General features: G+C 73.0%; 13 protein-coding genes. 2 read left to right on the top strand and 11 right to left on the bottom strand.

Annotated elements, in window-relative coordinates; translation table 11 throughout:
• Window positions 1-194 precede the first annotated feature (194 nt).
• Complete coding sequence (locus tag STRTU_RS28115) at window positions 195-1,013, bottom strand: site-specific integrase (RefSeq protein ID WP_246241482.1); 819 nt, start codon at window positions 1,011-1,013, stop codon at window positions 195-197.
• Complete coding sequence (locus STRTU_RS28110; protein ID WP_159747415.1) at window positions 911-1,375, bottom strand: hypothetical protein; 465 nt, start codon at window positions 1,373-1,375, stop codon at window positions 911-913. The genes STRTU_RS28115 and STRTU_RS28110 overlap by 103 nt, the downstream gene beginning before the upstream one ends.
• Here STRTU_RS28110 and STRTU_RS28105 point away from each other — a divergent pair.
• Window positions 1,374-3,005: a PucR family transcriptional regulator gene (locus tag STRTU_RS28105; RefSeq protein WP_159747414.1), complete on the top strand. Its 1,632-nt coding sequence runs from the start codon at window positions 1,374-1,376 to the stop codon at window positions 3,003-3,005. The genes STRTU_RS28110 and STRTU_RS28105 overlap by 2 nt on opposite strands.
• Window positions 3,006-3,080: 75 nt before the next feature.
• On the opposite strand, the gene STRTU_RS28100 is transcribed toward STRTU_RS28105, so the two are convergent.
• From STRTU_RS28100 to STRTU_RS28075, 6 genes are all read right to left on the bottom strand, one after another.
• A complete protein-coding gene (locus tag STRTU_RS28100) occupies window positions 3,081-4,244 on the bottom strand; it encodes a glycosyltransferase family 4 protein (RefSeq protein WP_159747413.1) in 1,164 nt (387 codons plus the stop codon).
• Window positions 4,245-5,288: 1,044 nt separating this feature from the next.
• On the bottom strand, window positions 5,289-6,080 hold the full coding sequence (locus tag STRTU_RS28095) for a hypothetical protein (protein ID WP_159747412.1): 792 nt from the start codon (window positions 6,078-6,080) through the stop codon (window positions 5,289-5,291).
• Window positions 6,081-6,221: 141 nt separating this feature from the next.
• The gene (gene recN / locus STRTU_RS28090) at window positions 6,222-7,949 is read right to left on the bottom strand and encodes a DNA repair protein RecN (protein ID WP_159749634.1); all 1,728 of its coding nucleotides are present in this window, start codon (window positions 7,947-7,949) and stop codon (window positions 6,222-6,224) included.
• Window positions 7,950-8,504: 555 nt separating this feature from the next.
• Window positions 8,505-9,446, bottom strand: coding sequence for an NAD kinase (locus STRTU_RS28085; protein ID WP_159747411.1), 942 nt, complete (start codon window positions 9,444-9,446; stop codon window positions 8,505-8,507).
• Window positions 9,443-10,258, bottom strand: a complete 816-nt coding sequence (locus STRTU_RS28080) for a TlyA family RNA methyltransferase (RefSeq protein ID WP_159747410.1) — start codon at window positions 10,256-10,258, stop codon at window positions 9,443-9,445. The genes STRTU_RS28085 and STRTU_RS28080 overlap by 4 nt, the downstream gene beginning before the upstream one ends.
• A 7-nt stretch (window positions 10,259-10,265) precedes the next feature.
• Entirely contained in the window at window positions 10,266-10,703 is a 438-nt protein-coding gene (locus tag STRTU_RS28075) for a hypothetical protein (RefSeq protein ID WP_246241481.1), read from the bottom strand.
• A gap of 350 nt (window positions 10,704-11,053) precedes the next feature.
• On the opposite strand from STRTU_RS28075, the gene STRTU_RS28070 reads away from it, so the two are divergent.
• Window positions 11,054-11,401, top strand: a complete 348-nt coding sequence (locus STRTU_RS28070) for an SCP2 sterol-binding domain-containing protein (RefSeq protein ID WP_159747409.1) — start codon at window positions 11,054-11,056, stop codon at window positions 11,399-11,401.
• 74 nt (window positions 11,402-11,475) lie between these two features.
• Here the strand turns inward: STRTU_RS28070 and STRTU_RS28065 are convergent, their stop codons facing one another.
• From STRTU_RS28065 to STRTU_RS28055, 3 genes are all read right to left on the bottom strand, one after another.
• A complete protein-coding gene (locus tag STRTU_RS28065; protein ID WP_167539273.1) occupies window positions 11,476-12,474 on the bottom strand; it encodes an ABC transporter ATP-binding protein in 999 nt (332 codons plus the stop codon).
• Between the two features lie 112 nt (window positions 12,475-12,586).
• Window positions 12,587-13,729, bottom strand: a complete 1,143-nt coding sequence (locus STRTU_RS28060; RefSeq protein ID WP_159747408.1) for a FecCD family ABC transporter permease — start codon at window positions 13,727-13,729, stop codon at window positions 12,587-12,589.
• Entirely contained in the window at window positions 13,726-14,775 is a 1,050-nt protein-coding gene (locus STRTU_RS28055) for a FecCD family ABC transporter permease (protein ID WP_371873686.1), read from the bottom strand. Before STRTU_RS28055 ends, STRTU_RS28060 begins: the two co-directional genes overlap by 4 nt.
• Between the last annotated feature and the right edge of the window lie 9 nt (window positions 14,776-14,784).

The following is a 14,784-nucleotide window of genomic DNA, read 5'->3' as shown; positions in this document are numbered from 1 at the left end:
CGGCCGAGACGACGAAGCCTTCTTCACGGCAGACCACGGGTCCGCGCGACTGAGCTGGCTTCGGGTCCTCCTGATCGTCCTGCGCGACGTAGGGAGGTCCCCACGGCTCGGGATCGATCGCGTAGTGGCCCCGCGGAACGGTGGAAGGCGCCCGGCGTGTCTCCTTGTCCCGGTCGCGCTCGTCGTCTGAGGCGTCACGGATGGCGGCAAGCTCGGCCAGTTCCGGTGTGATCGCGGTGCCGCACTTGGAACAGAGGAAGACGGTCATCCCCTCGTTGTAGTGCTCGGGCCTGCCCTTTCGCATCCTCGTTTCGCTGCTCGGAGTCGATGCGCGCGACGACGCCACGAAGATCGGGCATGCCCAGGTGGACGGTGGTGTGCCGGGCCGCGAGGTCGCGCATGGCGGCGAGCTTCTGCTCGGCGGCGGCGAGGCCGGCCTCGGTCGCGGCGACCTCGCCGAGCCAGCCTTGTTCCTTGGCCTGCTGGAGCCGGTCGAGCAGGTTCGCGTGGATCTCCTCCAATCTGGGCATCTGCTCGGGATCGGGCCGCAGGACAGGGCAGCGGATGCAGGCGTATTCATGGACACAGGGGGTGCCGAAGTCGCGTGCACAGACGCCCAGAGCGACCTTCCGCAGCTCGAAGTGGGCCAGGAAGTCCTGCCATTCCTGCGCGGTGGGCTCGCGGTACTCCTCACTGGGCCGCAGTGACCGGCGGCGGGCGATGAAGGACCGGTGGTGGTTGATGACGTCCTCGGGATAGATCGCGGCATAGCCGAGAGTCGTGTCGACCATCCGATGACCACAGATGCGGGCGGCGATGTGCGGGGGCAGGCCGGAGCGTAGGGCGTCGGTCACGAAGATTCTCCGGAAGTCGTGCGGCGTGTATCGCAGCTGCTCATCGCCGGGCCCGGTCAGCCTGCTGGCGGCGAGGGCGTCGTTGAGGCAGGTGTAGATGTAGTTGCGCGGGATCGCTCGGTCCTCCGGGCCGCAGCGGCGCTGGAGGAGGAACGGCATCGGCGCACTCCAGAGCCGTTCCAGACTGTCGTAGGCGGCGACCAGGGGCATGGTCTGCTGCCCGCGCCGGACGCGATGGTGATCGCTGTCAGCACCTCGCCGAGTTCTGGCGAGACCAGCAGCAGCCGCTCCTGGTCGAGCTTGGACGGGGCGACTTGCAGCATCGGCACGATCTCGCCGGTGGTGGGCAGCTGGTAGGCGACGAAGCTGTGGTGGGCGAGCTCCAACGCCTCCTCGATGCGCATGCCGGTGTGGCGAAGGACCTCGACGATGGCCCAGGCCCAGAAGGCGCGGCGCCATACGGCACGGCGATCCGGACCGCGAAGCTCCGGATCGCCGACTACGGGTACCGTCCTCGCCATGGGGCAGGAAGCGAAGATCGAAGCCGAGGTCACGGTACGCAGGGCGCTGGAGCTGCCCGCGCTGCGCCGCGGTCTGCCGGAGGTGCTGGCCGGCGAGGACCGGCTGGACCGGGCGGTCCGCTGGGTGCATGCGGGCGAGGTCCCGCATATCGCCTCGCTGCTCAAGGGCGGCGAGCTGCTGCTGACCACCGGGCTCGGGCTGGGGGCCCGGCCGTCCGAGCAGCGCGCCTTCATCCGTAAGCTCGCGGACCGCGACATCGCCGCGCTCGTCGTGGAGCTCGGCTCCCGTTTCGCCGCACTGCCCACCGCGCTGGTCGACGCCGCACGGGACTGCGGGCTGCCGCTGATCCAGCTGCACCGCGAGGTCCCGTACGTCACGGTCACCGAGGCGATCCACACCGAGATCATCAACAGCCACTACGCGCTGCTGCGGCGCGCCGACGAGATCCTGCGGCGCTGCACGGATGTACTGCTGCGCGGCGGAGGCGTCCCCGAGGTGCTCCGGCTGCTGGCCGTCTTCACCGGCAACCCGCTCTGTCTGGAGGCCCCCGACAGCAGCCCGCTCTATGCGGCGGGCCCGGACGGCGACGACGACGGCCCCGCGGAGGCCGACCCGCTGCTGGCCTGGGAGGGCCTGCGGGACACCGGCCTCCGGGTCGATGTGCCGGGCGGCGGCCACGGCCCCGACGCGGTCCGCGCCCGTCTCGTCCTGCTGCCGGTCAACGCCCCCTTGGCGCCGGTGCACCGGATCGTCGGCGAACGCGCCGCCGATCTGCTCGCGGTCGTCATGCTCCAGTCCCGCCAGGAGGAAGTGCTCGCCGCCCGGGGGCGCGGCGACTTCCTGGCCGACCTGGCGGAGGGCCGGATCTCCGCGACCGAGGCCCCCGCACAGGCCCGGCTGCTGGGCTTCCGCCCCGGCACCGACCCCGTCTTCCCGGTGGTGATGCGGCTGCCGGCGGGTCTTCCTTCCCCCGGCAGCTGGGCGCTGCTCGCCCAGGCCCTGCGCGAGGAACTCGCCGCCCCCGGGGTGCCCGTACTGCTCGGCGTGCGCCCGGTGGAGGGCCGGGTCCCGATACTGGTGGCGCTGCGCGCGGGCCAGGAACGTGATGCGCTCGCCGATCGGATCGCCGAGGCCCTGCGCGCCGGGGTCGTCCGCGCGGGCCTGGACCGGCCGGCCGCGCACCGCCCGGTGGTCGTCGTCGGTACGCCGGGTGACTGGGCGGCGGCGGGGCCCGGCCTGCAGCACGCGGCGGAGGCGGCCGCCGCGGCCCAGGGCCTGCCGGAACAGCCCTGGTACGACGCGCGTCGGCTGGATATCGAGCTGTTGCTGTGGCGGATGCGCGAACACGGCGAACAGGGCGTGCTCACCGACTTCGTTGAGCGCGCCATCGGGCCGCTGCTGGCCCATGACCGTGCCGCCCGTCAGCCGCTGCTGCCGACCCTGGAGGCATACCTGGCCAGCGCGGGCCGCAAGGCGGAGACCGCCCGCGACCTGAATGTGAACCGCCAGACTCTGTACGACCGGCTGGCCCGCATCGCGCAGCTGCTCGGCACGGACCTGGACGACCCGCAGACCGTCCTGGGCCTGCGACTGGCCCTGCGCGCCCGCCGCCACACGGACAAGCCGTAGGGGCTGTGTGGTGGACGAGGTCGAACGATCGGAGCGTGGGGAGCGGAGACGAGGCGGCTGGCGGCGCCGCCTCGGCTAGACCGGCTGAATCGGCTGGGTCAACTCGTCGTAGACGCTGAGGACCTGGGTGACGGTGTCGTTCTCGCTGGGCCAGCCGGCCGCCTGGGCGCGGCCCGCCGCGGCGAGCGCGTCCCGCCGCGCGGGGTCGGCCAGGAGCGCGAGAACCGTACGGGCCAGGGCGGCGGCGTCCCCGTAGCGGACCAGTTCCGCGGCCCGGCCGACCAGTTCGCGGGTGCCTCCGGTGTCGGTGGCGACCAGCGGCACCCCGGCGCGCAGTGCCTCCTGGGCGATCAGCGAGCGCGCCTCCCACCGGCTGGGCAACACCACCAGATCGGCGGCGGCGAGCAGTTCGGGCACGTCGTCACGGCGGCCGAGCAACTGGACGGGCAGCTGCTCGCTGTCGATCCGACGCTGCAGCGCGGATCGCTGGTCGCCCTCCCCCGCGATGGCGACCAGCGGCTGCGGGTCGAGCGCGCACCAGGCGTGCGCCGCGTCCAGCAGCAGGTCATGGCCCTGGTTCGGATCGAGACGGCCCACCGCGAGCAGCAACGGGCGGTCGACCGCGCCCAGTTCGGCCCGTTCCTTGTGGCGCCTGCGGTCGTGGTCCTCCAGCTCGTCCGGTGTGCCGCCGGACCGGGGGCGCGGAATCGCGACCGGCGCAAGCCGTGCATCACGGGCGCCCCGCTCGCGCGCCCGGTCCACAAGGTCGGAACAGGCGCCGAGAACCACGGCGGCGGCCCGTGCCACCCGCCGCTCCATCAGATGCACGACCCCGGCGCGCGCACCCTCGGTGTGCGCCTTCGTGTGCCAGGTGATGACCAGGGGGACCCGCCGCCCGCCCCGTGGACCGCGGAGTCCGCGCAACGCCATGGAGGCCCGCAGTCCGGCCCGCAGTCCGTGCGCATGGACGAGGTCGGCGTCCCAACAGGCGCTGCGCAGCACGGCGACACTCGCCGGATCCATCCGCGGAGGGACCTGTACGAAGCGCGCGCCCGCCCCGGTGAAGTCGTAGGCCTCCTCGGTCTCCGGCGTGGCACAGACGGACACCCGCACACCGCGCGCGACCAGCCCTTCGGCCAGCGACCGGACATGTGCCGCGCTGCCGGCGCTGCCGTGCCCGAGCACCTGGACCGTGCGCAGCGGCGACAGCCCGTGCGCCGAGGTCGGGGTGCTGGTCACGTGGTCGGGCTCCTGGGTCGGGGGCGGGTGGGGACGTACCGGCGGATCGGTCCGCTCTGCTGCGGCGCGCGTCCGGCCACCACCTGCCTGCCCGGCATACGGGCGGGACGCGGCGAGCGGACCCGGGGCTCGCACCGCGCCCAGGATGCCAGCCCGGCGAGGTCAAATCGGCACCGTCCGGCCGCCGTTCCGGTGGGAAGTCTCACCCCAGCGCCCACCAGATCACCCACATGGGCGACAAACCGCCCGCGCGGGTTCATGGCTCGTGAGGGTGACTCCACTCCCCGGAGTGCGCCTCGCGCGGTGGTGGAGGGCGCGTGCGCCGTCGGTCGGGGCGGGCTCGGTGTTTGGCTGGATAGGGCGTTGATGTGGGAGGGGGCGCTGGCGGGAATAGCTGTCTTGTCTGGGTTTGGCTCGTGGCGGCTCGGGGGGGGGTGGCCTGCGCCGGTGGCATTTCGGTGGGGTGGGTTCGTGGGCGGGCCTTGGGGGGTTGGTGGGCTCCGGGAACGGTCGGTGGGGGTCGGTGAGCAGTGAGCGGTTGGTGGGCGCCAGGGGCCGGTGCGCGGTGCGTGAACGGCCGGCGGGCAGCCAGTGGGCGGTGGGCTGTCCGTGGGCGGCCGGTGGCCGGTCCGTGGGCGGTTCCCGTGGGCAGTCCGTGGGGCAAGGCGCGCGATGGGTAGAAGTTTTCCCCGCCGCCCACCCCCCTTCGGGGGGTGGGCGGGTGTAGGTGAGGCGTTCCGAAGAGCCTCCCGTGGGCGGGCTTTCCGGGCCGGGCCTTCCTAGGCCGAGCCTGCGGTGCCGGGGCCGGGGCCACTGGGCCGAGTCTGCAGAGGCCGTGCCGGGCCTGCCGAGGCCAGGGCTGCCGCAGGGCCAGGCTTCTCCCGTGTACGGACCGCAGCCGGCCGGGGCGCAGGGCACGCGGCGGGAGGCAGCCGGGCCGCCTGCGAGGCGCCCGCTTCTCCGGACGACGGGCGGCGCTCTCTCACGAGGCGCCCGCGCACGGCCGGCCCCGTCGGCCGGCCCTCAACAGGCATGCATCCAGACTCAGAACGCCGCGGCCGCGCGGCTGACGCGGTCTCCTGCCGCTGCGGCGGCGATCAGTCCGGCGGCGTGCGCGGCCAGGCCCCGGCGGCCGTTGCCCGTGACGATGGCGAGACCGAGCGCCGCACCGAGGGCGTGCGCCCCGGCGTCCCCGATCATCGTGCGCTCCCCTACGTCGTCGCCGAGGACGGCAGCCACGGCGCCCATGGGCGCGGCGGACAGCACGCCCGCCGGACCGCGGCGCAGCAACCCCGGTGCGCCGATGGCCAGTACGGCGCCGGCCGCCCGGCCCGGCCGGACGTCCAGGAGATTGACCAGATGTGCCGAGCCCGCGATCACCACGCCTGCCAGCAATTTGTCGGCCGGTCGCTCCTTGAGGAGGGTACCGGCGGCGAGCCCGGCGGCACCGATCCCGAACAGCTTCACCGCCCCAGTGGTGACCTCCTTGTGCCGCAGGGCAGAGAGGTGGGCCCGGAATCCGCGGCGTGGATCACTGGCACCGAACACGTCGTCGTACGCACCACAAGCCCCGGCGGCCAGGACCGCCAGCGCCCCGGCGGCGCGGGTCCGGGCGGGCAGCCCCGGTGCGGTGGCGGCCGCGAGGGCGGTACCGGTGGCCGTGGCGAGACCCGCGTGCAGGTCCACGATCCGGCCGGCGTAATTCTTCCGCTCCCACAGGACGGCACCGCCCGGCGGCCGCTTCCTGAGCACCGAGTACGCGGCGCGGGTCGCCCCTGCCGCCCCCAGGAGCGCCGAAATTCGCCCCGACGCCCTACTGCCTGCCACCGCCACCATGTCGCTCCCCTCGCCCGGCACCCTGTGTGCTCGACTCGGGTCACCCTAGAGGCGGGCGAAGCCCGGTCACGCGGAGAACGACGAGCCCGGCATCCTGTGGCAGGCGGGAGAAGGGCGGTACCCCGGGCACTCGCGAACTTCCTAGTTGCCCGTACGCGCCGTCTCCAGCAGCTCCTCGGCATGCGCGCGGGCCGTTTCGGAGTCCTCCTGGCCGGCCAGCATCCGGGAGAGTTCGCGGATCCGCTCCTCGCCTTCCAGGACCTTGACGCCGCTTCTGGTGACCGAGCCGTCGTTCGTCTTCGCCACCAGCAGCTGGCGGTCCGCGAACGCCGCGACCTGCGGGAGGTGCGTGACGACCACGACCTGCGCCGACTTCGCAAGCCTGGCCAGCCGTCTGCCGACCTCGACGGCCGCCTTGCCGCCGACCCCCGCGTCGACCTCGTCGAAAAGGTAGGTCGGTACGGGGTCGGAGCCGGCGAAGACCACCTCCACGGCGAGCATCACCCGGGAGAGCTCACCGCCGGATGCCCCCTTGGCGATCGGCCGGGGCGGGGCGCCCGGGTGGGGGGCCAGAAGGAGTTCGACCTCATCGGCGCCGGCCGGTCCGTAGGCCACCGTACGGCCGCCGACCTCGATGCCGTCGGCGTCCTCGGCGACCTCGGTCTGGCGGATCTCGACGGTTACCCGGGCGTGCGGCATGGCCAGTTCGGCGAGTTCGGCGGTGACCGCCTCGGCGAAACGCTTCGCCGAGGCCGTACGGGCATCGGTCAACGTTTGTGCCAGTTCGCCCAGTTCTGCGCGGAGAGCGTCCCGCTCGGCGGTCAGCTCGCCGATCCGGTCGTCGTCGCCGTCCAGTTCGGCGAGCCGGGCGGCGCTCTCCTCCGCCCAGGCCAGCACTGCCGCGATGTCCTGGCCGTACTTGCGGGTCAGATGGTTCAGCGCGGCGCGGCGCTCCTCGACGGCGGCGAGCCGCAACGGGTCGGCGTCCAGGCCGTCCGCGTATCCGGCCAGCTCGCCCGCCACGTCCGCCATCAGGATGCCGATCTCGCCGATCCGCTCGGCCAGCCCGGCGAGCTCCCGGTCGTGGCTGCGTACGGCCTCCAGCGCACGATGGGCGCCGGCGACCAGTGTGGTGGCGTCGACGCCCTCGGGGTCCTCGGGATTGCCGGCCAGCGCGGCGTGCGCGAGGGTCGCGGCGGAGGCCAGTGCCTCGGCGTGGCCGAGCCGCTCCGCCTCGGCGGCGAGTTCGGTGTCCTCGCCGGGCTGGGGCTCGGCCGCCGCGATCTCGTCGAGGCCGAAGCGCAGCAGATCGGCTTCCTGCGAGCGTTCACGGGCCCGTGTCGTCAGCTCGTCCAGCTCGGTGGCGACGGCGCGCAGCCGGCGGTGGGCGGCGGTGTACTTGGCCAGCGGGACCGCGACCGTGTCTCCGGCGTAGCGGTCCAGGGCCTGGCGCTGGCGGGCCGGCCGCAGCAGGCCCTGCTGGTCGGTCTGGCCGTGTACGGCGACCAGGTCGTCGGCCAACTCCGCCAGGAGGCCGACCGGTGCGGAACGGCCTCCCACGTGTGCGCGTGAACGGCCCTCCGCGGAGACCGTGCGGCTGATCAACAGCGCCCCGTCGTCCAGCTCCGCACCGGCCTCCTCGGCCCGTACCGCGGCGGGGGTCCGGGGACCGATGCCGATCCTGCCCTCCACCACCGCCGATTTGGCGCCGATCCGGACCAGGGCGGGGTCGGCGCGCCCGCCGAGCAGCAGGCCGAGGCTGGTGACGACCATGGTCTTGCCCGCGCCTGTCTCGCCGGTCACCGCCGTGAAGCCGGGGGACAGCTCGACAACGGCGTCGTCAATGACACCCAGGGACCGGATCCGCATCTCCTCCAACACGGATACGACCTTACGAGGTCCAGGGGGCACCCCGCGACGGCCTCCCCTCACTCCTGCCGCCGACCCTGCGGAAAACCGCACCGAAAAACGGGGGGATTCCGCATGGTGCGTGATCACGCTCAGCTGTCACGCTGATCACAGTCCGGAACGAAAGGTGTGCTCATGTCCAGCGAATCGAGGGATGCGGGGCGGTGCGGTCACCGGCCCGCAATCAGCAAGTCAGCGGTGGTCACGCGGGGTGCGGTGGCGCGTGCCGGCGCTTCGATGAGGCTGCTCATCGCGGCCCGCGCGGAGGCCCTGCCATCCGCCGCGGGCCGGGCGAAGACGGCCCGCGGCGCCGCGGCGGGCACGGCCGTCACTCGACTTCGCGGACGGAGCCATATGTCGATATTCGCGAGCGCCTGGACGAGGGGACGGGCCGTCGCCCGGCAGCGCCGCGGCTTCGCGACGCTCCGCGCGATCGGCACCCGCTTCCTCCCGACCCACTGTCTCCCAAGCCGCTGTCTCCCGAACCGGTGGCCACGCGGGCGCACCGGACAGCCCTTACTGCGGCGCCCCCCGCCACCCCGCCACGGGGAGGGCGAACTTGGCGACCAGACGATCCGTGAAGGAGGCATGGTGCAGACGGGCCAGACGTACGGGTACGGCGCCGCGGCGGACCTCGACGCGGGCGCCGGCGGGGAGTTCGACGCTGCGGCGGCCGTCGCACCACAGAATGCCGTGCGGCGTCTTGGGTTGGACCTCGACCGCCAGTACGGAACGCGGCGAGGTGACCAGCGGCTTGGCGAACAGGGCGTGGGCACTGATCGGGACCATCAGCAGGGCCTCGACCTCGGGCCAGACCACCGGCCCGCCGGCCGAGAAGGCGTATGCGGTCGAACCGGTCGGGGTCGCGCAGACCACACCGTCGCCGCCGAAGCGCGAGACGGGCCGGCCGTCGACCTCGGTCACCACCTCCAGCATCCGCTCCCGCGCGGCCTTCTCCACCGACGCCTCGTTCAGGGCCCAATCGGTGTGGACGACATTGCCGTTGTTGCGGACGAGGACATCGAGCGTCATCCGCTCCTCGACCTCGTACGCCCGGGTGACGACCCGGTCGACGACCTTGTCGAGGTCATCGCGCTCGGCCTCCGCGAGGAACCCGACCCGGCCGAGGTTGACGCCGAGCATCGGGACCCCGGACGTCCTGGCGAAGTCCGCGCCGCGCAGCAGCGTGCCGTCCCCGCCCAGGACCACCAGGAGTTCGCAGCCCTCGGCGGCGCACTGCTCGGAGTCGACGCGCTGCACCGACGACGGCAGCGGCAGATCCGCCGCCTCCTCCGCCAGCACCCGCACCCCGATGCCGCTGCGCAGAAGCCCCTGGACCACGAGTTCGGCGCTGCGGATGGCCGCGGGACGGCCCGTGTGTGCGAGCAGGAATACCGTCCGCCCAGCTCCGCTGTTCTCGTGTGCTGCGCTGCCTTCAACTGCCTGGGTAGTGGTCAACGAGGCCCCTCCGCCACTGCACGGTCGACATCCGCCGGGTCGAGTGCAGGCGCCCCGGCGCGCAGCCACAGAAAGTACTCGACATTCCCGGAAGGTCCAGGCAGTGGGCTCGCAGTTACGCCAAGTACGCCAAATTCCAGTTCGGCGGCCCGGCTCGCCACCGCGCGTACGGCCTCGGCCCGCAGCTCCGCGCTGCGCACCACTCCGCCGCTGCCCAGCCGCTCCTTGCCGACCTCGAACTGCGGCTTGACCATCAGCACCAGATCCGCGTCGGGCGCCGCACAACGGGCCAGTGCGGGCAGGACGAGCCCCAACGGGATGAAGGAGAGATCGCCGACGACGAGGTCGACGGGCTCCGAGTCGATCTGTTCCAGGGTCAATTCGCGTACGTTGGTGCGGTCCTTCACGGTGACCCGCTCGTCGCTCTGGAGGGACCAGGCGAGCTGTCCGTATCCGACATCGACGGCCACGACATGACGGGCGCCGGCCCGCAGCAGGACATCGGTGAAGCCACCGGTCGAGGCGCCCGCGTCCAGCGCCCGGCGGCCCTCGATCTTCAGGCCGAGCGGGACGAAGGCGGCGAACGCACCGGCGAGCTTGTGTCCGCCGCGCGAGACATAGTCGGGGTCGCTCTCGTCCTCGCGGACGACCACGGCGGCGCTGGTCTCCACCTGGGTGGCCGCTTTGGACGCGGTCGCCCCGCCGACGGTCACCCGGCCCGCGGCGATCAGCTGGCTCGCGTGCTCACGGGAACGGGCCAGCTTGCGGCGCACCAGCTCCGCGTCGAGTCGGCGTCGTGCCACTCCTGCCACCTGTGGTTCAGCTCCTGTTGTCGTGCGTCGTCGAGGAAGGGGCGGGCGGCCCGGGGTGCTGGTCGAGACCGGCCAGCACATCGCGCAGCCCACGATGCACATCCTCGTACACCTGGCGGTGCTCGCTCACGGGGAGGTGGTCGGCATCGGCGAGGCGCCGCAGCCCGGCATCCACCGCGCCCTCGCCGGTCGGCGTCACGCCCACCCCGATCGGCTGCGGCCCGGCGGGGCCCTCCGGGTCGGCTGCGGTGTCCGGCCGGTGCTGGCCGCTGGGATCAGCCGCGGTGCCCGGCCGCCCCTGGCCGCCGGGATCAGCTGCGGCATCCGGCCGGTCGTGGCCGTCCGGCTCGGCCGCGGTGTCCGACTGACCCTGGCCACCCGGCTCGGCGTCGGCGGCGCCGCCCTGCCCGACTGAACCGGACAGCAGGCCTCCCGCGGTGCTCACGTCTCCGCTGTCCTCGTGCGGCCCGGTCGCCGCGAGCTCTCCGGTCCCCGTGGGCGCCCCGGGCTCCCCGGACGCCCCGGCTTCTCCGGCTTCTCCGGACACCCCGGGCTCCCTAGGCTTCCCGGGCTCCCCGACCTCTCCGGGCGCTGCGGCTTCCGTGGGATCCCCAGGTTCCGCGGGATCCCCAGGTTCCATGGGACCCACAGGTTCCCCTGGCGCGGCCTTCGCGGCTTTCGCGGTCGCCTCCGGCTCCGGGCCGGATGTCGGCTCTTCCATGTCCCCGACGCTACCTCGGCGAGGCCGGTCGAGGAGGAACGAGACGTCCCCGACCTGGCGTATCGTCGTCCGGGATGGCAACCCTCGACCAGTGCCGCGCCGCTCTCGACCGGCTGGCCCAGAACCTGTCCTCGGCCGACGGCAGCGTCCGGCAGGCCGCCACGTTCGACCGCTCGCTCAGCTGCCGCATCACGGACCTCGATGTGACCTTCGTCGGGCGGCTGGCCGACGGCACCATCCGGGAGGTGACCCACGTTCCCGGCCCGCCGCCGCACAAGGCCGATATCCGGCTGTCCATGGCCGGGGACGACCTGGTGGCCCTGGTGGACGGAGAGCTGAACTTCGCCAAGGCGTGGGGCAGCGGTCGCGTCAAGCTGGAGGCCGGCCTGCGCGACCTGCTGCGCCTCCGAACGCTGCTGTAGCGGCAGCCCGCCGGCCGCGCTCCGCCGACCGCGGCCCCCACGGCCCCACGGCCCCGCGGTCCCGCACCCTGCCTCTACCGGCCGCCCCTTCGGCCCACCCCCGCAGCGGCCTCTTCCGCCCCCACAGCTTCCGTCCCCACAGGCGACTTTTCCACTCCCGCAGACGCCTCTGTCCCGTCCACAGGCGACTTTTCCACTCCCACAGAGGCCCCGTCCGCCTCCGCAATGGCATCTTCCCCCTCCGCAGACGCCGTCCCCTCCAACGTCCGCCCCCCTGCCGAGCCATTGCGCCGCTTGCGGGCCGCCGGGACGACCAAGGGGGTGCCCGTCTCCGGGTCGTCGATGATCTGGCAGCCGAGACCGAAGACCTGCTCCACCAGGTCGGCCGTGACGATGTCGGCGGGGGCGCCCTCGGCGATGACCGCGCCGTCCTTCATGGCGATGAGGTGCGTCGCGTAACGGGCCGCGTGATTGAGGTCGTGCAGCACCGCGACCAGTGTGCGTCCCTGCTCCTCGTGGAGTTCCGCGCACAGGTCCAGCACCTCGATCTGATGCTGGATGTCCAGGTAGGTCGTCGGCTCGTCCAGCAGGAACAGTGGCGTCTGCTGGGCGAGTGCCATCGCGATCCACACCCGCTGCCGCTGCCCGCCGGACAGTTCGTCGACGTAGCGGTCGGCCAGCTCGCCGACGCCGGTGGCCGCCATCGACTCCTCGACGATCCGCTCGTCCTCCGGCGACCACTGCCGCAGCAGCCCCTGGTGCGGATAGCGGCCGCGGGCCACCAGATCCGAGACGGTGATCCCGTCCGGGGCGATGGAGGACTGGGGCAGCAGTCCGAGCGTCCTGGCGACCTTCTTGGCCGGCAGCGAGGAGATCGCCGCGCCGTCGAGCAGGACCGATCCGCCGGCCGGTTTGAGCATCCGCGAGAGTGCGCGCAGCAGCGTGGACTTACCGCAGGCGTTCGGGCCGACGATGACCGTGAAGGAGTGGTCGGGGATGGCGACCGAGAGGTTCTCGGCGATGACCCGCTGGTCGTAGGCGAGGGTGACGTTCTCGGCCGTAAGACGGCTCACTTCGGAACTCCTGGGGTTGTCGTGTCACTGCTGTTGGCCGGCCCGCTGCCGGCCGCACCGTCGTCGGCCGCCGGCCGGACCGTCGCCCGGCCGCTCAGCCCCGTTCGCTCCCTCATACCCGCCCCGCCTTGCGCTCCGTGGCCAGCAGCCACAGCAGATAGCCGCCGCCGAGGACGCCGGTGAGCACGCCCACCGGCAGCTGGTCGGCGCCGAAGAGCCGCTGTGTCGCCCAGTCGGCGGCGACCAGCAACACGGCACCCATGAGGGCGGACAGCACCAGATTGGGACCGGGCATGGGAGCGCCGCCCCCGCCCTTGAGCCACCGCGGGAGGGTCATCCGGCGGGCCAACTGGGGTGCGGTGAGCGCGACGAAGGAGATCGGCCCGGCCGCCGCGGTGGCGGCGGCGACGAGCACCACGGCCGCCAGCAGCACGACGATCCGGACCCGGTCGACCCGTACGCCGAGCGCGTACGCGGCGTCATCGCCCATCTCCAGCATGCGCAGCGGCCGCCCGTAGAACAGCAGCAGCGGGACGAGGACGGCGCAGAGGGCGGCCAGCGGCTGGACCTGGTCCCAGTCACGGCCGTTGAGGGAGCCGGTCATCCAGGTGGTGGCCCGGGTCGCCTCGACGATGTTCGCCTTGGTCATGAGGAAGAGCACCATCGCGTAGAGCATGGCGCTCGCGCCGATGCCGACGAGCACGAAGCGGTAGCCGTGGATGCCTTGCTTCCAGGCGAGCAGGAAGATGGCGATACCGGTGCCCACCCCGCCGGCCACCGCTCCGGCCGCGACCCCGAAGGCCCCGGCCTGGAAGTAGACGATGGCGATCAGGGCGCCGACGGACGAGCCCTGGGCGAAGCCGAGGACGTCCGGACTGCCCAGCGGGTTACGGGAGACGGTCTGGAAGACCGCCCCGGAGATCCCGAACGCGACGCCGACCAACAGGCCCACCAGCACCCGCGGCAGCCGCAGTTCCTGCACGATGTACTGCTGGCCGGGGTCTCCGCCGCCGGTCAGGGAGGCGAGCACCTCGCCCGGCGTCATCGGGTAGTCGCCGGAACCGACGAGCGCGACGGCAACGGCCAGTGCGACGGCCAGCAGCAGCAGTCCCACCACCGCGGCGCGCAGGTCCAGACGCAGCGAGAGGCCGCCCCTGGTGCGCACCGCCCGTACCCGCCGGACCGCGCCCGCCCGGCCCTTCCCGGCCCCGGCCCCGGCCCCGGCATCCTCCCCGGACTTCATCGTCGCGCTCACAGCTGGGCCATCCTCCGACGTCGTACGAGATAGATGAAGACCGGTCCGCCGAGGACGGCCGTGACGATGCCGACCTGGAGCTCGCCGGGCCGGGCCACGACCCGGCCGAGGACATCCGCGCCGAGCAGCAGGACCGGCGAGAGCACCGCGGAGTACGGCAGGATCCAGCGCATATCGGGTCCGGTGATGGCCCGTACGGCATGCGGAACCATCAGGCCCACATAGACGATCGGGCCACAGGCGGCGGTCGCCCCGCCGCACAGCAGGGTGACGGCGAGCATCGCCATCACCCGGGTGCGGGTCAGCCGGGCGCCCAGCGCCCGCGCCTGGTCGTCGCCGAGCGCGATGGCGTTCAGCGGCCGGGCGATCAGCAGCGCGAGGACGCCGCCCACCGCGAGGAACGGCGCGATCGCGGTGACCGTCGGCAGGGTGGCCGAGGCCAGCGAACCCACCGTCCAGAAGCGCATCTTGTCCAGCGCCGCGGTGTCCATCAGATTGACGGCGTTGATGTAGCCGACGAGGACGGCGGTCAGCGCGGTGCCGGCCAGGGCGAGCCGTACGGGCGTGGCGCCGCGGGTGCCGCCGAGGGCGTAGACCGCGACATTGACCACCGCGGCGCCCGCGAAGGCGAACCACACATAGCCGGTCAGCGAAGTGATGCCGAAGAAGCTGATGGCGGAGACGACGGCGGCCGAGGCACCGGCGTTGATGCCGAGAACTCCGGGGTCCGCCAGGGGGTTTCGGGTCAGCGCCTGCATGACCGTGCCGGCCAGGCCGAGCGCGGCGCCGACGATCAGGCCGAGCAGGGTGCGCGGGACCCGGACATCGCGGATGACCACGTCGGTATCGGAGCCGGAGTAGTGGAACACCCCGTGCCACACCTGGTCGAGGGGGATCTGTTTCGCGCCGACGGCGATGCCGAGGACGACGATGACGGCCAGTACGGCGACGGAGACCAGCAGCCCCGCGGAGCGCAGGAGAGGGCGCCGCCGGGGTGTCACGGAATCCGGAGCCGTTGCCGCTTCGGGGGGACTGTCAACCAACACGATACTTAG

It is taken from the genome of Streptomyces tubercidicus (assembly GCF_027497495.1).
In the GTDB taxonomy this organism is placed as follows: Bacteria; Actinomycetota; Actinomycetes; order Streptomycetales; family Streptomycetaceae; genus Streptomyces; species Streptomyces tubercidicus.
Note: the sequence above shows the minus strand (reverse complement) of the source record. Positions and strands in the feature narration are given on the sequence as shown.